We start from the raw sequence: 19386 nt of genomic DNA, 5'->3' as shown, positions 1-19386 counted from the left end.
GTGGACTGATTATATAGGGATATAGTATAGAGGTAGTACAGCGGTCTCCAAAACCGTTAGCGGGGGTTCGATTCCCTCTATCCCTGCCATGGCGGTATTGGTGAAGTTGGTGAACACACCGGTTTGTGGTACCGGCACGCGTGGGTTCGAGTCCCACATACCGCCCTTGCAAGTTTCATAGGATTCTTGCTATAATTTATATTCGTGATTCAAATGCCGTTGTGGCGGAATTGGCAGACGCGCTGGACTCAAAATCCAGTGGTGGCAACACCGTGTGGGTTCGACTCCCACCGACGGCAAATAAAGCATTTCATAATAGTTTGTGAGGTGCTTTTTTTATACCTGAGTTTGCTGAATAGGGCCGTTTGTCATGTGGAGATTTGCATTAAGGTATGGTTTTCCTGATTGGCAATTTGAACAAAAAAATGTGAAGCAGCTTGTTAGTGAAGTAATTGATCGTCATGATGGCGTATGATTTATTCAAGGATTACGCAATGAATGGACAATTAGATCAGATTTTTCAAAAAGTTAACTCACAGTTGGAGCAATTAAAAACAGGGACGACTTTTTCTTTACCTGATTTGTATGGTCAAGAGGCTTGGCGAGACCTATATATTGGTGATCGCGTCATGGCGGGTAATTTTTTCCTGCGTCAGGTTCGGCAGGGTATGTATCCGCATGTCAAAGAATTAACGGATAAGGACGAAAACAATCGCCGTCAATATCTCAAATATTAAAGGAGTTTGGTTTGTTTATTTTTTCAGAGTTTAGTATCAATCAACATCAGGTAAGGCTACTTTTTCCTGATCAAAGTCAAGCAAAAGATCTGATCGAGCAGATTAATCAGGACAGGGAAAGTTTATCCCGCTGGATGTCTTGGACAAAAGAGACAAATAACGTGCAGGATGAACTGCGTTTTATTGATTATGCCCGTCAGCAGAATGCAAAGAATTCATTGTTAGAGCTTACGATTGAAGTCGATGGCAAAGCCATTGGTATGATTGATCTGCATAATATCAGCAACCACCATCATCGGGCCGAAGTGGGTTATTGGCTGTCGAGCAGCTACCAGGGCAGCGGCATTGTCACTCAATCACTCCGTCAGCTAATTGAAATCGCTTTTGGGGAGCTGGCCTTTAACAAAATTATTATCATGGCCGAGAGCGAGAATCTCAAAAGTCAAGCGGTTGCGAAACGTTTAGGATTTCAGCACGAAGGCACTTTAAGGGAAGAATACTTCGTGGCTGGCAAGTATCGGGATTTAGAAGTTTATTCAATGCTGGCAGCGGAATACAAAAAAGCATAAATTGATGAAAAAAGTCCATAATTGGACTTTTTTTACTCAATTGTGTTAGTATCTTTTGAGTAGGAATGAATATTCTTTCATTTTTAGGAAAATATGACCGAGACAATCAAAAAAGTAAATAAAAAAGAGGCCATCTTAAAAGCGGCCTTGCAGCTGTTTTCTCAAAGAAGTTTTTATGGGACCACAATGCCGGATATTTCGACGCTTGCCGATGTTGGAGCGGGCACGATTTACCGTTATTTTACATCCAAGGAAGCTTTGGTTAACGCACTCTTTTTTAGGATTATGACTGAATTTGACCAGCGCTTGGAATCTGATTTTCCAAATGGCATGGACACAAGAATCCAGTTTCACCATCTGTTCCAAAGTCTTTGGGGTTATGTAGTCGACAATACACAGGCATTTGTCTTCATTAATCTGCATGATGAAGGCAAATATCTAGACGAGCGGAGTCACGCAAGCTTTGATAAGTTGTGGAATTTTATTACGACGATTATTGATAAAGGGCAGCAAAGAGGCGACGTCGTAGATCTGGATCCCAAATCAATCGTGTCATTGGTATATGGGCCTTTGATTCCAATCTCAAAGTTGTTGATTAATCATAAGTACACGGCTTCGAAAGATTTTGTTTACGCATTAGAAGAAGCGACATGGCGGGCCGTTTCAAGCAAATAATTTTTTTGGTTAAAAAAGGAACGATCATTCATTCATTCATTTATTGGAGCATAACATGGCAAGATTTTTAAAGAAAACACGTATTTTTATTATTATCTTTTGGTTGCTGGCAGCGGTTGTGGCTGTTTTTGCTTTGCCGAATGTGTCTCAACTTGTTCAAAACAAGGGGCAGATTACGGTACCAAGATCGGCCAATGTTTCTGAAGGCCGTCGTTTACAAAAGAAATTAAATCCGGGAGAAGCTGTCAGCAGCGATATCATTGCAGTTTATAACAGCGGTGCAAATAAAAAATTAACCAAAAGGCAGATTTCAGAAATTCGCAGCGCAGTCAGGAAAGTGTCCCAGAATCGCGCCAAATATCACATCACAGCGATTACGTCGCTCCTGGATGGTAAATCTGTTCGCCAACAGCTGACCTCTAAAGATCAGACCACGATGTTGGTACAAATCTCTGTGAAGTCTAATCAAAATCAAATTAGCCAGCGAAGCGCGAAAATTCAGCGGGCGTTAAAAGCCGACCATTTGCGTTTGAATATGACGGGCAGTAGTCTTGTTAACCACGACTTTGCTTCGGCAACGCAGGATGGCGTTAAGAAAACTGAGGTTATTGCAATTGTCTTCATCTTGATCATCCTTGTGCTTGTTTTCAAGACGCCAATCATTCCCGTGATCAGTCTGCTGACTGTAGGCATTTCTTTTCTAACCTCATTTTCCTTGGTCACGAATCTTGTACAAAGTTACAATTTTCCATTTTCAAACTTCACACAAGTCTTTATGGTGGTGGTTCTCTTTGGTATTGGGACCGACTATAATATTCTCTTTTATACGAGATTCAAAAGAGAACTTGGGCTGAATCCTGGACAGAACGCGAATGAAATCGCAGTGAAAACATTGTTTTCTGCCGGTAAAACGATTCTGTTCTCCGGCTCCTCTGTCTTAATCGGATTTTCAACACTGGCTTTAGCTAAATTCAGTCTCTATCAGGCCACGAGTGCTGTTGCGATTTCTGTTCTGATTCTTTTGCTGGTGCTAATTACGCTGACACCAGCTTTGATGAGCTTGTTTGGCCACGGATTATATTGGCCGTCTAAGAATTTTGATGGCGAAGGCGGTTCTAAGATTTGGCATGGATTGACTTCAGCAGCTGTGAAACATAGCGTGGTCACAGCCTTGGCAACGATTGTTATCGCCCTGCCTTTGGCAATGATGTTTTCCAACCGTTTGAATTTTAATGACTTATGGGAAGTTCCGAATCAATATGAATCAAAACGCGGCATTAATTTGATTCAAAAACATTTTCCAGCCGGCTTTTCATCGCCGATGACCTTGATTATTTCTGGCGATAAACAGTTGGATAATAACCAGCAGCTGTATGCCTTGGATATGCTTCAAAATAGGTTAAAAGACGACAAAGACGTTAGCACGGTCATGGGCGTCACGCGTCCTTTAGGCGACCGGATTAATCAGCTCTATGTGAATAACCAGCTGAAAACTTTGAATTCAGGCATTAGCCAAGCGGGATCTGGTGTTTCAACAATCAATAATGGCCTGAAAAATGCCAGTGACCAGCTTGGCCGCCAGCAGACAAATACGAACGGCGTCCAGCGTCTGATTGACGGTACAGGTCAATTAAGTAGTGGTGCCAATCAGCTTCAAACAGCTTTAAACACACTGCAATCTCGTTTAGCTAGCGGTGCAGCAGGCGCTGATCAGTTGAATGGTGCTTTAGCTACTTTGTCAGATAGCACCGATCAGTTAAAGGGTGGTGTTGATCAGATTCTGGGACGGCTGAACCAATTGGATCCTAATTCCATTCCAACATCGGCCCAGATTAGAGGCCAAATTCAAAGTATGCAAAGCAGTCTTGCAGCTAGCTTGACTCCGGATAAAATTGGCGATATTGTGACACAGACGATTCAGCAGGGTGTGGCCAGCGGACAAATAAGTCCTGCTGATGTTCCAGTCTTATCAAAGACTCTGCCAACTGTCCTGCAGGCGATTTTGTCTCAGATTACAGCCCAGCTTAATTCATCTATGGAAACCATATTAGATTCGCAGTCTAATAATTTAGCTCAGCTTGATAGTTTAAAACGGCAATTGAATGATCTTAAAAGTAATTTGACTCGTGTCGATAACGGTCTTGGCGCCATGCAGTCTGGTATTGCACAAATGCGGACTGGTGCCGGTCAATTATCTTCAGGTATGCAGCAAGGCGCCAGCGGCGCAGGCGAAATTGCTGCGCGGACAAGTGACTTGACTAATGGATTGGCACAAATACAATCTGGTCAGCAGCAAATGAAGACGGCTTTGGACGGCTTGGCTTCACGGAGCCGCGAATTGAAAAATGGTTTGGACCGTGCCTCTAATGGCCTTAATCAAGTAGGCCAGGGCCTAAATCAAGGCCAAAGTTACGTTAAGGGGCTGGTTGGCAATTCTTCTAGCGAATGGCTGAATGTGCCGGATTCAGTTCTGCATTCAAAGACCTTTAAGCGTTCTTTGGACCAGTATATGAGTCCGAATCGCAAGACCACGCAATTAACAGTCATCTTGAAGCTAAATCCGTTTTCTCATCCGGCTATCGGGGTTGCCAATCATATTAAACAAGTAGCAACGCGCTCGCTCAATCAATCTGGACTGGATCATGCAAAAATCGGTATCACGGGCACGAGTATGCAGAATTTTGATCTGCAGCAGATTTCGACTTCTGATTTTCTGCGGACTGCCATTATTATGCTGATTGGTATCACGCTAGTCATGATTTTAATTACACATTCCACGCTTTACGCTGTCACGATTGTGGCTTCTCTAGCGGGTACTTACTTCGTGTCCCTAGGTATTGGTGAAAAAATCAGTCAGATTCTTTTGGGAAGAAACATGTTGTCTTGGAACGTGCCTTTCTTTAGTTTTATCATGCTGATTGCTTTGGGTGTCGATTATGCGATTTTTGTTATGATGGCTTTCAACGAGGAGAGAGGTACTACAGTCGAGCGTTTGGTTTCTGCTTCAAACCGTCTTGGTAAAGTTGTCATGTCGGCTGTTGTGATCTTAGGTGGTACTTTTGCCGCTATGATTCCATCAGGTATTCTGACCTTGATTCAGGTACCGATTGTGGTCATCACAGGACTGTTGATCCTGGCATTTGTGACAATTCCAATGTTTATTCCGGCTGTTATTACTATCAGCGATTGGATGCTGAGGCGTAAATTCGCTTCAATGAAAAGATTTGAACGCGAATCAAAGTAAAATAAATGCTTCAAAAAATGAGTGGGTACTGCCTACTCATTTTTTATAGGAACAAGTCCCTTTGTTTTAGACTGAAACCCCTAGTTATCTTGCTGAGATTGCTTCATCTGATTAATAATTTCGACGCCGTGGCTTGTGCCGATTCTCTGGGCACCTGCAGCAATCATTGATAATACATCTCGGAGTGTTTGAATCCCGCCAGCCGCCTTGACTTTGACGTCATCACCGACTGTCTCTTTCATCAGGCGGACATTTTCTACTGTGGCACCAGCGCTTCCAAAGCCGGTTGATGTTTTAACGAAATCAGGCTTAATCCTTTTGGCAATCTGACAAGCATTGACAATATCCGTATTATCTAAGTAGCAAGTCTCAAGAATCACTTTTACAAGAACATGATTGCTATGGCAAAGATTAACCATTGTCGCCATTTCTTTTTCGATGTAAGCAAGTTTTCTATCCTTCAGTTTGCCAATATTTAAAACATAGTCTATTTCATCGGCACCATTTTTTATTGCATCTCTGCTTTCGAATGTTTTTGCTTCAATAGTTGTTTGGCCAAGTGGAAAACTAATGGCTGCACCAACATGAATATCTGTCTCTTTGAGTTGTTCGTGGCAAAAGGCTACGGGCATCGAATTAATTGCAACCATTTTAAAATGGTTTGCTTTAGCTTCATCACAAAGGCACTTTAAATCCTGCTCCTGTGCATAGGCTTTTAAAAAGGTATGATCAATCATCTGGGCTAATTGGTCAGTGGTAAGTGTAGTTAATGACATGTTTTTCCTTATCTGCCGCTAAATTTCATTGTGACGAATTTTTGATTTATTTGAAAACTTAATATGATTCTGATAGATAATCTTGATTAAAGTCGGGGAGGGGAGTTTCGACACAAGGGACTCGCTGGCGAGAAACTCAATCATATTTAATCGAAATAAGGTATCCATTTATACACATGAGGCATATATTTAAAATACTATGGAAGCGATTTCACAATAATTCATGAAAAAATAGAAAACGCTTCCTTTTTATATAATATTCAAGTTCGAGTTTTTTTTCAAGAAATGTTGGCTTAATTTAAGTGCTTTAGACACATATTATCAATTCATTTTGCAACATATGAATTTAAAAATATTAAAAATTCCAAAAGAAATTTATTAATATAGATAAATCGTATTGACATACGCTTGAATAAAAAACCATATGTTTATGATTAATACTTGTAAGATGAATTAGCTCTAAGTGGAGCAAATTTGCATTGACATATTCTTCCTTAGTGAGAATATTCAGCTACAAATATTGTCAATATGTAGAAAACGGTTTATCTTACGAGCTTCTGTTCCTTGCACATATTTTTAACTTTGCAGAGAGGAGGGGGATAGATGAAGTATTTACTTCTTGTTAGCCACGGTGATTTTTCAAAGGGGCTTGAAAGCTCCTTAGCTATGTTTGCTGGTGAATCAATGTCATCTGTTATTGCTGTTGGTTTGAAGGCAGACGAGTCGGCTGATACTTTCGGCCAACGTTTTCAAAGAAAAATGGAAGCGCTTCCAAAAGATAGCCAATTTATTGTTTTAGCTGATATTATCGGCGGAAGTCCTTTAACAACTGTCTGCAATATTTTGAATTCTCATCACAAGCTAACTGATAGTTTGGTACTCGGCGGTATGAATTTTCCAATGGCGCTTAATGCGCTCCTGCTGAAAGATACGATGGATAATGATTCGTTGAAAAAGAAGGTTCTTGCTGAAGCAAACGGTTCGATGAGGGCTTTCGTCATGAAACAAGACGAGCCATCCGAAGATGATATTTAAAAGGAGAGCAGAATAATGACGATAACTTTTGTACGTATTGATGACCGTATCATCCATGGGCTGATTACAACACGTTGGGGAAAAGAAGTTCCTAGCGACGGAATTATTGCAGTTAATGATAAAGCTGCTAACAATCCCATTCTTAGGGAAGCCTATAGCGCTGCGGCCGAAGATAAAAAGACATTCGTTTGGACGATGGATCACTTCAATCAGGTCAAAGATAAGGTATTGAGTTCAAAGACAAGATATTTTTTGATTACTAAGAATCCACTAGACATGAAGACGATTCTTGTTGATTGGAAATTTAAGCCTAGCGATGTCAAAACAGTCAATGTTGGCCCTGGTAATGATCGGCAAGGTTCAATCAAGCTTGGAGATAACCAGTCATTTACGCAAGAAGAAGGAGATGCTTTTGAAGCGATTGAGAAAGCTGGTTACAAAGTTGAGTTTGCCCTTTTACCTGATCAGCATATTGGTGAATGGTCACGCTTTAAATCTAGATTTGGCTATTAAATATTGATTGATATTTTTAAAATGAAAGGAATTATGAAAGATGACTATAAGTTGGATACAAGCGGCTATCTTGGGTCTCTTCGCATGTTTATGCTCTAACTCATGTATGGCTGGGCAGGCTGTTGGTAATTACACAATTGGCCGGCCGCTAGTTGGTGGTCTGGTGTGCGGCATTGTTTTGGGCAACATTCCTTTGGGGATTGCCTGTGGTGTCGCGATGCAGCTGGTATATATCGCGTTAGTAACACCTGGTGGAACAGTTTCCGCTGATGTACGTGCAATTTCTTATATTGGTATCCCATTGGCGATGGTTGCTATTTCAGCAAGAGGCATGAATCCCTTGGGAACTTCTGCTGCTAATCTTGCGAAATCAGTCGGCACCCTAGTCGGGACTGTTGGAACGGTTCTTTATTACTCAGTTGCAACAATGAATCTTGTTTGGCAGTCATTCGGCTGGAAAGATGTTCAAAAGGGCAGATTGGGGAAACTATATTCAGTTAATTTTGGCTGGCCATGGATTTCTCACGCATTGTTCTCATTCTTACCGGCAATGCTGCTCACTTATTATGGTGCAACCGCTGTAACGGCTTTGCGTAATGCGCTGCCAATGAACGGTCTTGCAATGAAGACACTATTTACGGTTGGCGGCATGCTGCCATGTGTTGGAATTGCGATCCTGCTGCGCCAAATTGTAAGTAAGCTTGTTGATTTCATTCCATTTTTCGTTGGTTTTACTTTGGCGGCATCGCTGCATTTAAATCTGGTTTCTGTTACGGTTGTTTCACTTCTGTTCGCTGTCATTATGTATGAAGTAGAAATGTCCAGAGGAGGAACACCAGGTGCGGCTCTCGGATCCGGTGGTTCCGGTAGTAATGATGATGAGGAGGATATCTGATTATGGATGCAACTCAGAATACAAAGCAGCTCGATCGTAAGACTTTAAGCCATTCTTTCCATCTTTGGTTTTGGGGGGCGCTGACCTGCTTTTCACAGGAACATATGCAGACCTTTGGCTATATGTCTTCGATGCTGCCGATTATCAGAAAGCTCTATCCCAATCATGACGATCAGGTGAAAGCGATTCATGCCTACACGGCTTTCTTCAATACCAATCCAATGCTGGGATCAGTAATTATCGGAACGACTGCCAGCATGGAGGAAGCGCGTGCTAATGGCAAAGATATTGATGGTGAAACGATTAACGATATGCGAGCCGGCCTTATGGGCCCGATTGCCGGTATTGGTGATTCACTGATTGATGGTACTTTAATTCCTATTCTCTTAGGGATTTCACTTGGAATGTCGACAGGCGGCTCACCGGTTGGCGCGATCTTTTATATCATTGCTTGGGTCTTGATTGCCTACTTCGGACAGCGTTTCCTTTATTTCCGTGGTTATAAATTCGGTGATCAGGCCGTTGGATTTTTGGTTGGCAAACAGGGCGCAGCTGTTCGTCGCGCCATTGGAGTTGTCGGCGGTGTGCTTGCTACCTGGGTTAATGTGACAACGTCATTTACACTACGTGGTGTGGATGGCAAGGTCTTCCTTAATCTGCAAAGCAAACTGGATAGTATTTATCCTGGATTATTGACTGTTGTGGTAACACTGTTCTGCTGGTGGTTAATGTCTAAGAAACGTGTTTCTGCGATTTGGACCATGGTGATTCTAGTTGTTGTCTCATTTATTGGTGTCCTGCTCGGTGTCTTCAATCCTGGGCTGTCCTACTAACTTACCAGTTAAATTTAGAAAGGGTGATTTGCATGACAATCAAAGAGATGCGTCAAGGGTATCAAGAAGAAATTAACTATCAGAAACATATGCTGAGAAATCTTGGTTACTGGTTTCAACTATGTACAACTCTCAGCGGAATTGGCATTATTTTAATTTATTTCTTTCACGCGAAGATCTTGTGGCTAAACATTTTAGGCATTGTCTTGTTCGTTCTTGGTGCATTTGGTATGTTATTGTTCGGTTATACCGGTTGGCGCGGTCAACAGAATATAAAAGCAGTGGTTGACGATTTTTCTAAAAAAATCGATTCCCTGCAGCAGAATCATTCTAATTAACTTCTTGCAAAGAGATTAAATCTAAACAGACTTAATTCTTGGTTTTCAGCAAATTATATAAATATTTAATTGATAAATTAAAACATAAACGGATTTGATTCAGTATCCAAGTGAATCGAACCCGTTTTTTTGTGTTTTGGGCATGGTAGTCCATCGCGTTTGAATCAAAAGAATTCAAATTAGGGCCAAGCTGAATAAATACCATAATCTGTTTTTTAATTACCGATCGATTCAAGTTATTTCAACAACTTCTTTTCAATCGTAAACCGAGGACGATGCTTGACCTCAGAAAAAATCTTGCCGATATATTCGCCGGTCAGGCCGACGGCCATCATTTGAAAACCGCCGACGATCCAAATGGAAATCATCAAAGAGGACCAGCCTGCTTCTGTAGCACCCCTCAGTTTGACAATCAATGTATAGACCAGCATGACCAGGCCAAAGAGAGCGAAGATCACACCCAAGCTCAGGACAAGCCTTAAAGGCGCAATCGAAAAACTTGTAATGCCGTCCCAAGCAAAGCTCAGCATTTTTAACAGCGGGTACTTGGATTTGCCGGCCAGGCGTTTACGCCTGGCATAGTAGACACGGCTGCTTTCAAAGCCCAACAGGGGAATAATGCCGCGAATGAACATATTTTCTTCCTGGTACTGCAGAAAGGCTGTGATGGCTTTCGGACCCAAAAGCCTAAAATCAGCGTGTTCCGGGATCAAATGAACGCCCATCTTGCCCAGGAGGCTGTAAAAAGTCTCAGCTGTGACACGTTTGAACCAGCTGTCTGAGTCCCGGTTGTTGCGGACACCGAAAACAATCTCAGAGCCGGCTCGATACTGCTCAACCATCTGCTTAATAGCCTGCGGGTCATCTTGCAGGTCGGCATCAATAGAGATCACAAAATCAGCCAGTTTCTGTTGGGAAATGACCGTCAAGCCGGCGATCAATGCATTTTGATGACCGAAATTCCGGCTGAACTTCAAGCCCATCACCCTCGGGTCTGCTTCGTGTGCTTGTTCAATCAAGGGCCAGGTCTGATCGCTTGAGCCGTCGCTGACAATCATAAAACCCGAATCAGGGGCAATCTGCTGACTGTCAATCAGCTCCTGGATAATCTTTTGCAGGATCGGCAGGCTTTCAGGCAGGACCTCTTGTTCGTTATAAGCCGGTATCAGGATCATGAGTTTTTGTAGGGATTGTAATGGAAGATTTTGTGTCATATTTTTTCTGAAGGGACCTGTCGGTTAATTCTTGGCTAGGCCAGTTACATTAGAAAATTATAGCTTGACGGTTAGGGAGAAGAACTGTGAATATTCTGATAAAATCTCATTCATGCCAGCTGGATTTAAACACCGATAAAGAGCATACTGCCTGAATCGGACGATTCGTTTTCTGAAAAAGGTGTTCATTAGACTCGTTGCTGCTGGTTTAGACTGGTTAAAGTTAAAGTGCCTTTTGATCACGCGTCTGATTGATTTGATAAAGTTGATTTTTATGCTGCGGGTCTCGGTGATCATCCGAAACAGATTTAATTACTCGGCCTCGATCAATGACCCAATCGGCAATTTTTGCGTTTTGGCTCCTTGGATTCAAAGAACGCAAACCACTACTGCCAAAATAAAAATATTTGATTTTGTGTTCGAAAACGAGTCTTTTAAATCGATCCAGTGAAATGGCTGGGTCTGTGCCGTTGTAACCGCCAATTGCCATGACAGCCTTGTGGCTCTGAATCATGAATGGTGCTGCCGTAGGAGCATTAATCGTGGCAAACAAATATTGAGACCGCCTATTTTGTGAATACCTGCTTTTCAAAAATGACAAAAGATCTTTGTGTGCCTCATTTCTTCTTTGCGACCGTAATGATGAAGCAGCGACATATCTTTTTGGGTCAAGATAGGTGCTGATGAGCTGGCCAACCGGATGATGCAGCAGTAGGCGAGGACTTGCGGCTGGGAAGGATGCTGAAGCACCAAATAGGGGCACTGTCGACCATAAACCGGGAATGAGGCAGGCAGCAATTAAGGCAATTTGAAACGTTTTCTTATATCTAACAGGGAATTTAATCCAATACAGACTCATTATGAGCACGAGGACGAAGAAAATTGTCACAAAGAGTTCGGCGTAGTACCATGAAAAATAGCTTTGCAGCAGTATGGTGCCGAGAAAAACGCCAGCCGCACCAGCACGCGCAGCTCCTTTGTTCCGGATGCCGAAGAGCAATTGATCTTTTTTAACAGATGTTATAAAGATTGCTGCTAAGGCAGCAATCGCCGGAGCGAGAATGTTGGTATAGTAGGGGTGAAAAAATCCAGCTACGCTGAAAAATGCTGCGATCGAAATCAAATAACTACCCCAGAAGACAATCTGAGTACCTTTTTGAGTCAGTTTCCGTTGATGAGCTTTAAAGCGCCGAATACCGTGGATGATAGCAGCCAATAGGCCGAAAAGGGCTAAAGGCAGATACCAGCTGATCTGTGTACCCAAGGCAAGGCTAAATAATCTAAACGGCCCGGGTTGGCCAATGTTTCCCGGATGCCCGAGCCTTTGTAAGATTCTCATTGGCGATTGTTGTTTTATAGGTGTTGGATAATCACTGGCAGCAAAAAAACTATTTTTCATACCTTTGTGACTAGCCGAGATACCACTCGTCTGGCCTAATAACCTTTGGCTGCCATTGTATCCGAATACGAGATTTGCCATGGAATCATTTTGTGAAGAACCAACATAGGGGCGTTGGTTCTCTGGAATATGGTCCACGACGACAGGATAGGCAAAGGAAAAAGTTAGCAGGGTAAGCAGAGCCGCCAATAATTCAGCCATCCTCTTCTTTAAATGCTGGTCGCTCGTTGCCAGCCAAAAGTACAAAAACATTGCCGGCAGGATCATAAAAGCTTCAAGCATTTTGACGTTGAACGCTAAGCCGACTGAAGCAAATGCGGCTATGAGATTAATCAGATGATGCTGCAAAATAAATTTCTCAAGTAGCCGCGCTGCCAACAAAAGGAAGAAAAGCATAACAGCATCCATATTGTTGCTTCGCGCATCGGCAACCACAATTGGTGTCAAAGTCATCAATAGTGCTGCGATGTGGCCGGCACGATTGCCAAAAGTTGTTTGGACGATCTTGAACAATAAAAATATGCTGCCGAGGCTGCATAGAACGCTGGGCAAAGCTGTGGACCAGCCCGATAAGGAAAAAATTTTGGCTGACAATACCATCATCCATAGTGCTACCGGGGGTTTATCGACACTGATAAAATTAGTCGGGTCAAAGGAAGAGAAGAAAAAGGCTTTCCAATTTCGCGACATTGAACCAACTGCTGCTGTATAAAAAGGATTAGCGTTACCGATTCGATTTAAATTAAATAAATAGAGAAAAGCTGCCACACATAAAATGGCTAATAGGACATAATCAATTTTTTTAATTTTTTCACGTTTCATGACTAACTCACGAACATTTTAGCTTTTCCTATCTGATTTTTCAGCTATAACTCGCTGAGGATTTATCAGACTAGGGTGGGTCAGAGAAAATTGTAAATCTGATAAAATCTCATGAAATCTTCAGCCAAAAGCGACTGAAGATCTTTGCTAAGCAAATTAGACTTAAGGTATCGATCAGTTGATTGATTGAAAGGTTAGGTAACTGCGATTGGCAACAGCATTTTTTTTAAATCTTTTAAATGTTAATAAACTGCTTCCAGATCTGATGGGGCCATATAGTTTATTAATTTACAGTTTGCTATTTTTAATTATTTTTGTTGAAACTGGACTTGTCTTCGTGCCGTTTTTGCCAGGTGATTCGATTTTATTTTTATCCGGCAGTTTGGCAGCTTTGGATGGCGGATTGAATTTGCCAGGGATCATCTTCGGTTTTATCATTGCAGCCATTCTCGGTGATTTTGTCAATTTTGAATTAGGTCGGCATTTTGGCCAGCGGATTACGAAATCACCAAGACTAAAGAGGCTCATCAAAGAAAAGAGTTTAAAAGCCTCGGAACGTTTTTATGCCAAGTATGGCAAGGCAGCTATTTTTCTTGGCAGGTTTGTTCCGATCGTGAGAACAATCGTGCCGTTTACAGCTGGTATGAGCAGAATGGCGTATCGCAGTTTTTCCAAATATAATATCATCGGTGCCATTTCATGGATCTTAATCATGACTCTGAGCGGCTTTTTCTGGGGTAATATTCCAGTCGTGAAGAACAATTTCCAGTTTGTGATGATTGCTATTATTATTATTTCTCTTTTGCCAGTTATCCTTGTAAGGATTAGAGCAAGTTTGGCAGCAGCGAGAAGCGGCAGTCGACATGATTGATCGTTTAACAAGACTTGACAAAAGCCAACTATTAATCGGATTTGGTGGATTTGCGATTTTGATGCTGACTGTGCTGGCCCAGAGCCGTCTATTAAGGTTATTGGATCTGCAAGGAATACGCTTGATCAGTTTCAATCACAATCCGTCGCTGATTGCGATTGTCAACACGATTAGTTTCTTTGGCAGCCCGCCCGTTGCAATTATTCTGTCTTTTTTGATTATTGTTTTCGTACTCTGGCGCCGGCAGCGATACATTGAGGCTGTGTGGGCGACCATGCTGCTGTTATCGGGCAACGCGGTTTGTTTCTTATTAAAAGAACTAGTTAGGAGGCCGCGCCCTGAAACGATGCTGATCAAAGATACAGGATTTTCCTTTCCTTCCGGTCACGTTTTCAGCACAGCTTTGTTCGTCTTTCTTGTTTGGCACTTTATGGTCGCAAACCTGAAAAAACAGCGTATGCGGGAAATGGCTAGGATAGGATTAGTTATTTGGTTATTGATCATTGCTTTAAGCCGAATATATCTACAAGTTCATTTTCCTAGCGATGTTCTTGCCAGCGTGCTGCTTGCGCTGGGTATGGCAGCCTTTACAAAACAAGGATTAAAACCCTTAAGCAGATCGGAACGTATTTCTGCTTGAAAAATAGATTTAAAATCATAAAAGGAGTTGATTGTGACAAAACCAGTTATTTTAATCATTGAAGATGAAGAAGCAATTGTTGCATATTTAAAAACTGAATTGCAGTTTGAGGACTATGATGTACTGACTGCCACTGACGGCGAAAGCGGCTTTGATATTTTTGAGCAGAATGCCGATCGTGTTAGCGTCATATTATTAGATTGGATGCTGCCGCGCCGAAACGGTCTGGAGTTATTACGGCGTATCAGGAAGTCAAAAAGTCAAGTACCGATTATCCTTATGACAGCTAAGAATGATGTTGGCGATAAGGTGGCTGCCTTGGATTCGGGTGCTGATGATTATATTACCAAGCCCTTTGAAATCGAAGAGTTGTTAGCAAGATTGCGAGTGGTGCTCAGACGCGAGCAGCAGCCGGCCAAACACCGTTTTCAGGTAGCTGATCTTATTTTAGATTTGGATGCCCATCGTGTGTTTCGTGGCGGATTACCGATCAGCCTGACTCAAAGAGAATTTCAACTATTAACTTATTTGATTGAAAACGCGGGCAAGGCTGTCAGCCGGGACAACTTGCTGGACAATGTCTGGGGTGAAGATTTCGGCGGCCAATATAATACTGCGGATGTTTACATCAGATACTTGCGTCAAAAAATCGACAAAAATTTTCAACCTAAATTAATCCAAACCGTACGCGGTGTGGGCTATGTTTTGAGAGCAGATTAAAGTGACGAAAATCAGACAATCTTTCAGGAGCTTTCTTGAAAAAATCAGGCCATTAAAAAACAGTAGTGCGGCCATCATGACCTCTTCTTATATGTTTTTACTGGTCATGATTACGCTGGGGATGGGTATCTCGCTGCCAGCTGTACTGGGCTACCAATTGGTACAGAACCAGTCTCAAGAAGCCGGCCAATACTTGCAAAGTTTGCAAAAGACTAACATCGATTCGGCCCGGGATTGGCAGATCTGGATGCGAAACAACGTCTTTGATAATGAAACCATTTTTATCAAGGCTCAATCACACACGAACAAGACTTTCTATTCCGAACATGCTGCCCGAGTTGCTAACAAGAAGCATCATGCTTTGTTTTTTTCCAAACACTATTTGTTGGATATGAAATCTTGGTATGATTTCGACTCATACCATTTCTACTTTACGCAAAGTGCGACTCAATATGGCAACCATTTTACGGTCTGGATTAATTTATATAAAGTCGTAGATATTATCAGGATTACTTTGAGTACGGTTCTGATCGTGATTGCCTTATTGCTGATATTTGGTATTTGGCGTGTTTGGCAGCTGTCTCAGTCCTTGACGCGCTCGTTGAGTGAAGTCAGCACAGCTATCAAGCACAATAGCCAGGACCTGACAGAGGACGGCAAGGAGCCAAATTACCGTTTGCCGGAACCAGCCACACCTATTGAAGTCCATGAATTAGCAAGCTCCTTTAATCAATTGCTAGACGCTTTGTCGGAGAAAGAAAAATTGGAAAAACAATTTGTCTCTGATGCCTCACATGAATTGAAAACACCAATTGCTGCTATCAATGGGCACTTGAAATTGATTGCACGCCGTGGGAAACAACACCCGGAAATTATTGCTGATTCTCTGAAATATATCTCATCAGAAACGCAGCGGATGCAGCATTTAGTCGAAAATCTATTGAATTTGTCGCATGCACAAGGAAATCCATTAGAGATCACACTCGTTGATATTGGGGCATTATTGGCTGATATTAGCGATAACGTTGCATTCGGGCAAACGATCAAGACGGATTTTCCAACAGACATTTATGCTAAGGCTGATTTGGAGCAATTGCGGGAAATTCTGCTTGCTTTGATGGAAAACGCTAGCAAATATAGTCCAAAGAAATCCACGATCACCATTTCTGCCTGGCAGAAAGACGGTCAGACACACATTTCTGTTGCCGACCAGGGGCAGGGAATTTCGCCTCAGGAACGGGAGAAAATATTTGAGCGGTTTTATCGAGTCGATGCCTCGCACAGCAGCCAGGTACCTGGTTCCGGCTTAGGATTGGCCATTGTTAAAAAACTGGCTGATCGGCAGAATATTCAGATTCGTATTTCGGATAATCACCCGCAAGGGACAATTTTTGAACTGATTTTGCAGGGATAGTTTAAAAAAATAGTGAAGGATATGAAACATGTTAAAAAAACTAACTGCATTTATTATTAGTATTGTTTTGGCCTTTGCAATTGCCATTGACGGTTATCTGCTCTTTTTTAAAAAGGCCGATCCTCGTACAGTGACAACACAGGCAAACACTAACAGCCAGGCAGCCCCGGCTGCGTCATCATCTATCAGCAGTGCCAGCAGCGGTTCGGCAGCACCATCATCTTCAGGTGCATACCGAGACGGGAGCTATACAGGCAGTGCGGTTCGTATTCGCTGGGGAAGAGTTCGAGTCCGCGTCTTAATTAAAAACGGCAAAATCGCCAGTGTCAGCACGCTGGAATATCCAAATACCAATCCACACGACCAGCGGGTCAGCCAAATTGCGTTGCCAACCTACGAGAGCGAATCGGTTCAGGCTAATTCCTCTAAAATTCAGGCCGTCAGCGGCGCGACTGAGACTTGGCAGGGATTCACGAAGTCTTTGCAGAATGCTTTGAACCAGTCCAAAGGATAATAGCAATGCCTCTATACTCAAAACAAATTCAAAATCGGACCATGCTGACTGTTGTGTTCCAAGAAATGACAATTCCTTTTACGATACAGGTGATTATCACACAACCATTCGCCAGAGCGAACAGGCTTGTGTTAGAGCAGGCGAAGGTCGTCCACGACTATATGAAGCATATTGATCAAGTATTTTCACCATTTCGTGTAGACTCTGAGCTGACAGCTTTTAATCAGGACAGGCTGATGTTTGAGAAAACAAGTCAGGATTTTCAAATGGTTTATGCCGTCAGCAGCTGGGCCGAGGAAAAGACGCAACATTTATTTTCGGCCGATTATGCTGGCAGACAGCAATATGATCCAACCGGACTAGTAAAAGGCTGGGCCATCGAACAGGCTGCTAAACGCTTTCTGTTTCCGCTATTGGCCGAAGATGATTTTATTGCAGCAAATCTAATTGGCGGCGGCGATATGCAGTTTGTTACACGTCCTGGCAGTAATTGGGTCTGGCAGCTTGGAATTGCGGATCCCTTTGATACTAGAAAAGTTGCTGCCAAACTGGCTATGACCTCTGGTGCAATCGCCAGTTCTGGAACAGTTGAGCGCGGCCATCACCTGGTTAACATTGCCCAAAACCGTGCAATAGGCACACGAACTACTGATATTATCAGCAGCAGTGTGATTAGTGATTCTTTGACGGAAGCCGACATTTGGGCAACCGCAATCGCGACCACGAGTATTTCGGATCATAGTTGGCTGAAAGCGATTGATGGTTCCGGCATGAGAATCAGCTATGGCAAAATTGCAGAACGTTGGCAGAACAATCGGATTGTCGATCAAAAGGAGTTAATTTATGCTTAAAAGTCATCGCTATTTATTAGGACTGTTCTGGTCAGCAGCTATCTTCCTATTGCCTCTGCCGTTATTGCAGGCGCTGGCTTTAGGCTTGCCAAGCTCCGCCTCAGCTATCCTTGGTATCCAATTGGGCACAATTGCCTATGTCTGGATGCTATTTGTTATTTTTGTCAGCACTAAACCCAAATGGCTGGATCGTTTAATCGGGCTGCCATCCATGTATTTTGTCCACGCATTTCTGGGCCTAAGCTTGATTGTATTAGCTTATCTGCATACTGAAATGTCGCCCTCTGATGGGTTGATTAAGTTAACTGGAGATTTAGGCTTGTGGATTATGATTGCTGTGGCCGCTTATTCGCTTTTGTTTTTGAGTGATTGGCTAACGGCACGTGTCCAGTTTTTACGGACGATCGTGCGTTTCTTCGAAAAGAATCTTTTTCATCATGAGGTCACGATCTGGCTGCACCGCTTGAATATTGTGGCGACATTCTTTGTCTTTATTCATGTTTTGCTGATTGGCTACATCATGCAGATCCAATCCTTTGCCTGGCTTTTTATCTTGTATTCGCTTTTTGTTTTTTCAGCCTACACGATATTCTTTATTCGCAAATTCCGTGGCTATAGCCGGGCAAACGTGTCTCAAGTTAAACACTTAGCATCTCGCGTCACGCAAATCACACTGAAATTCAACTCAGGCAATCAAAGGATTTTGAACAACTACCACCCAGGGGACTATCTCTTCATTGCTTTTCCGGAAATAGCCGACATGAAGGAACTCCATCCGTTTTCTTTCGTTAATTTCGATGCAGCTGCTCGTGAGGTAACGTTGGCAATTCGTGCGGATGGTGATTTTTCGAGCCGTATTGCCCAGTTACGAGTTGGTGAGACTGCCAGAATTGATGGTCCTTACGGCACTTTGGATGACCGGATGCGGGAATTAACGGCTGACGGTCAGTCAGTGGTCATGCTGGCTGGCGGCACAGGTGCTTTTCCTTTGATTAATCTGGCCATGCAATATGCCGCTGGCAAGGAAATCTATTTTATCTGGACTGTCTCCGATGAAAAAGAATTAGTTTATCGGCAGTTGATGCAAAAAATAGCCGAAAATAATCCGCGTTTTCACTATTTTGAATCAATACATCGCTTGAATTTGCAAAAATTATCTCAGATTGTGCCAAACAGGGTTCATGACCAAGCAACCTTTCTCATGTCGGGTTCAAATCGGATGATGATCGGTTATCGCGGCCTGCTTCGCCAATACGGTATTCGCGCCCGGCGTATTTATTATGAAAAATTCAACTTTTAAAAAAACCAAGCGTAGGCTTGGTTTTT

General features: G+C 42.6%; 19 protein-coding genes and 3 tRNA genes. 19 read left to right on the top strand and 3 right to left on the bottom strand.

Annotation, left to right across the window (positions count from 1 at the left end; translation table 11 throughout):
* The first annotated feature begins 15 nt into the window (after window positions 1–15).
* The 7 genes from OKIT_RS07495 (at window position 16) to OKIT_RS07465 (ending at window position 5225) form a co-directional block, all read left to right on the top strand.
* Window positions 16–89: transfer RNA gene (locus OKIT_RS07495), tRNA-Trp, on the top strand.
* Between the two features lie 2 nt (window positions 90–91).
* Window positions 92–165: transfer RNA gene (locus tag OKIT_RS07490), tRNA-His, on the top strand.
* Between the two features lie 50 nt (window positions 166–215).
* Window positions 216–299, top strand: a tRNA-Leu gene (locus OKIT_RS07485).
* Between the two features lie 195 nt (window positions 300–494).
* The gene (locus OKIT_RS07480) at window positions 495–737 is read left to right on the top strand and encodes a single-stranded DNA-binding protein (protein WP_007746615.1); all 243 of its coding nucleotides are present in this window, start codon (window positions 495–497) and stop codon (window positions 735–737) included.
* 11 nt (window positions 738–748) lie between these two features.
* The gene (locus tag OKIT_RS07475; protein ID WP_007746613.1) at window positions 749–1306 is read left to right on the top strand and encodes a GNAT family N-acetyltransferase; all 558 of its coding nucleotides are present in this window, start codon (window positions 749–751) and stop codon (window positions 1304–1306) included.
* A gap of 93 nt (window positions 1307–1399) precedes the next feature.
* Window positions 1400–1981: a TetR family transcriptional regulator gene (locus OKIT_RS07470; RefSeq protein WP_007746612.1), complete on the top strand. Its 582-nt coding sequence runs from the start codon at window positions 1400–1402 to the stop codon at window positions 1979–1981.
* Between the two features lie 55 nt (window positions 1982–2036).
* Window positions 2037–5225 (top strand): MMPL family transporter, encoded by a 3189-nt coding sequence (locus OKIT_RS07465; protein ID WP_007746611.1) that lies wholly within the window; start codon window positions 2037–2039, stop codon window positions 5223–5225.
* An 80-nt stretch (window positions 5226–5305) separates the two neighbouring features.
* Here OKIT_RS07465 and deoC read toward each other — a convergent pair whose 3' ends face one another.
* On the bottom strand, window positions 5306–6001 hold the full coding sequence (gene deoC / locus OKIT_RS07460) for a deoxyribose-phosphate aldolase (protein WP_007746610.1): 696 nt from the start codon (window positions 5999–6001) through the stop codon (window positions 5306–5308).
* Window positions 6002–6604: 603 nt separating this feature from the next.
* On the opposite strand from deoC, the gene OKIT_RS07455 reads away from it, so the two are divergent.
* From OKIT_RS07455 to OKIT_RS07435, 5 genes are read left to right on the top strand one after another with little or no spacing between them, the layout of a single operon-like run.
* Window positions 6605–7036 (top strand): PTS sugar transporter subunit IIA, encoded by a 432-nt coding sequence (locus OKIT_RS07455; RefSeq protein ID WP_007746608.1) that lies wholly within the window; start codon window positions 6605–6607, stop codon window positions 7034–7036.
* Between the two features lie 15 nt (window positions 7037–7051).
* Window positions 7052–7549, top strand: coding sequence for a PTS sugar transporter subunit IIB (locus OKIT_RS07450; protein ID WP_007746607.1), 498 nt, complete (start codon window positions 7052–7054; stop codon window positions 7547–7549).
* A 40-nt stretch (window positions 7550–7589) separates the two neighbouring features.
* On the top strand, window positions 7590–8444 hold the full coding sequence (locus OKIT_RS07445; protein WP_028291704.1) for a PTS mannose/fructose/sorbose/N-acetylgalactosamine transporter subunit IIC: 855 nt from the start codon (window positions 7590–7592) through the stop codon (window positions 8442–8444).
* A 2-nt stretch (window positions 8445–8446) separates the two neighbouring features.
* On the top strand, window positions 8447–9277 hold the full coding sequence (locus tag OKIT_RS07440; RefSeq protein WP_007746603.1) for a PTS system mannose/fructose/sorbose family transporter subunit IID: 831 nt from the start codon (window positions 8447–8449) through the stop codon (window positions 9275–9277).
* Window positions 9278–9309: 32 nt separating this feature from the next.
* On the top strand, window positions 9310–9615 hold the full coding sequence (locus OKIT_RS07435; protein WP_007746602.1) for a hypothetical protein: 306 nt from the start codon (window positions 9310–9312) through the stop codon (window positions 9613–9615).
* 236 nt (window positions 9616–9851) lie between these two features.
* Here the strand turns inward: OKIT_RS07435 and OKIT_RS07425 are convergent, their stop codons facing one another.
* Both OKIT_RS07425 and OKIT_RS07420 read right to left on the bottom strand, forming a co-directional pair.
* Window positions 9852–10829 carry a glycosyltransferase family 2 protein gene (locus OKIT_RS07425; protein WP_007746600.1) on the bottom strand — a complete coding sequence of 326 codons (978 nt, stop codon included), beginning with the start codon at window positions 10827–10829 and terminating at the stop codon, window positions 9852–9854.
* 223 nt (window positions 10830–11052) lie between these two features.
* Complete coding sequence (locus tag OKIT_RS07420) at window positions 11053–13050, bottom strand: ArnT family glycosyltransferase (protein ID WP_007746595.1); 1998 nt, start codon at window positions 13048–13050, stop codon at window positions 11053–11055.
* Between the two features lie 208 nt (window positions 13051–13258).
* Between OKIT_RS07420 and OKIT_RS07415 the strand changes: the two genes are divergently transcribed.
* From OKIT_RS07415 to OKIT_RS07385, 7 genes are read left to right on the top strand one after another with little or no spacing between them, the layout of a single operon-like run.
* A complete protein-coding gene (locus OKIT_RS07415; RefSeq protein WP_028291705.1) occupies window positions 13259–13921 on the top strand; it encodes a VTT domain-containing protein in 663 nt (220 codons plus the stop codon).
* Window positions 13914–14561: a phosphatase PAP2 family protein gene (locus OKIT_RS07410; protein WP_007746591.1), complete on the top strand. Its 648-nt coding sequence runs from the start codon at window positions 13914–13916 to the stop codon at window positions 14559–14561. Before OKIT_RS07415 ends, OKIT_RS07410 begins: the two co-directional genes overlap by 8 nt.
* Window positions 14562–14594: 33 nt before the next feature.
* On the top strand, window positions 14595–15281 hold the full coding sequence (locus OKIT_RS07405) for a response regulator transcription factor (protein ID WP_007746590.1): 687 nt from the start codon (window positions 14595–14597) through the stop codon (window positions 15279–15281).
* A 1-nt stretch (window position 15282) separates the two neighbouring features.
* On the top strand, window positions 15283–16695 hold the full coding sequence (locus OKIT_RS07400) for a sensor histidine kinase (RefSeq protein WP_007746589.1): 1413 nt from the start codon (window positions 15283–15285) through the stop codon (window positions 16693–16695).
* Window positions 16696–16723: 28 nt separating this feature from the next.
* Entirely contained in the window at window positions 16724–17209 is a 486-nt protein-coding gene (locus OKIT_RS07395; protein WP_007746588.1) for an FMN-binding protein, read from the top strand.
* A 5-nt stretch (window positions 17210–17214) separates the two neighbouring features.
* Entirely contained in the window at window positions 17215–18060 is an 846-nt protein-coding gene (locus OKIT_RS07390) for an FAD:protein FMN transferase (protein WP_007746586.1), read from the top strand.
* Window positions 18053–19360: an FAD-binding oxidoreductase gene (locus OKIT_RS07385; protein ID WP_007746585.1), complete on the top strand. Its 1308-nt coding sequence runs from the start codon at window positions 18053–18055 to the stop codon at window positions 19358–19360. The genes OKIT_RS07390 and OKIT_RS07385 overlap by 8 nt, the downstream gene beginning before the upstream one ends.
* Window positions 19361–19386 lie beyond the last annotated feature (26 nt).

It is taken from the genome of Oenococcus kitaharae DSM 17330 (assembly GCF_000241055.1).
GTDB classification, from domain to species: domain Bacteria; phylum Bacillota; class Bacilli; order Lactobacillales; family Lactobacillaceae; genus Oenococcus; species Oenococcus kitaharae.
This window is presented reverse-complemented; position numbering and strand designations above follow the sequence as displayed.

Bases quoted from the DNA above. Each gene is read 5' to 3' on its own strand.
- OKIT_RS07445 (WP_028291704.1), top strand. From the start codon at position 7,590: ATGACTATAAGTTGGATACAAGCGGCTATCTTGGGTCTCTTCGCATGT.
- OKIT_RS07435 (WP_007746602.1), top strand. From the start codon at position 9,310: ATGACAATCAAAGAGATGCGTCAAGGGTATCAAGAAGAAATTAACTAT.
- OKIT_RS07385 (WP_007746585.1), top strand. From the start codon at position 18,053: ATGCTTAAAAGTCATCGCTATTTATTAGGACTGTTCTGGTCAGCAGCT.
- OKIT_RS07420 (WP_007746595.1), bottom strand. From the start codon at position 13,050: ATGAAACGTGAAAAAATTAAAAAAATTGATTATGTCCTATTAGCCATT.
- OKIT_RS07440 (WP_007746603.1), top strand. From the start codon at position 8,447: ATGGATGCAACTCAGAATACAAAGCAGCTCGATCGTAAGACTTTAAGC.
- OKIT_RS07450 (WP_007746607.1), top strand. From the start codon at position 7,052: ATGACGATAACTTTTGTACGTATTGATGACCGTATCATCCATGGGCTG.
- OKIT_RS07480 (WP_007746615.1), top strand. From the start codon at position 495: ATGAATGGACAATTAGATCAGATTTTTCAAAAAGTTAACTCACAGTTG.
- OKIT_RS07465 (WP_007746611.1), top strand. From the start codon at position 2,037: ATGGCAAGATTTTTAAAGAAAACACGTATTTTTATTATTATCTTTTGG.
- OKIT_RS07395 (WP_007746588.1), top strand. From the start codon at position 16,724: ATGTTAAAAAAACTAACTGCATTTATTATTAGTATTGTTTTGGCCTTT.
- OKIT_RS07470 (WP_007746612.1), top strand. From the start codon at position 1,400: ATGACCGAGACAATCAAAAAAGTAAATAAAAAAGAGGCCATCTTAAAA.
- deoC (WP_007746610.1), bottom strand. From the start codon at position 6,001: ATGTCATTAACTACACTTACCACTGACCAATTAGCCCAGATGATTGAT.
- OKIT_RS07425 (WP_007746600.1), bottom strand. From the start codon at position 10,829: ATGACACAAAATCTTCCATTACAATCCCTACAAAAACTCATGATCCTG.
- OKIT_RS07410 (WP_007746591.1), top strand. From the start codon at position 13,914: ATGATTGATCGTTTAACAAGACTTGACAAAAGCCAACTATTAATCGGA.
- OKIT_RS07390 (WP_007746586.1), top strand. From the start codon at position 17,215: ATGCCTCTATACTCAAAACAAATTCAAAATCGGACCATGCTGACTGTT.
- OKIT_RS07455 (WP_007746608.1), top strand. From the start codon at position 6,605: ATGAAGTATTTACTTCTTGTTAGCCACGGTGATTTTTCAAAGGGGCTT.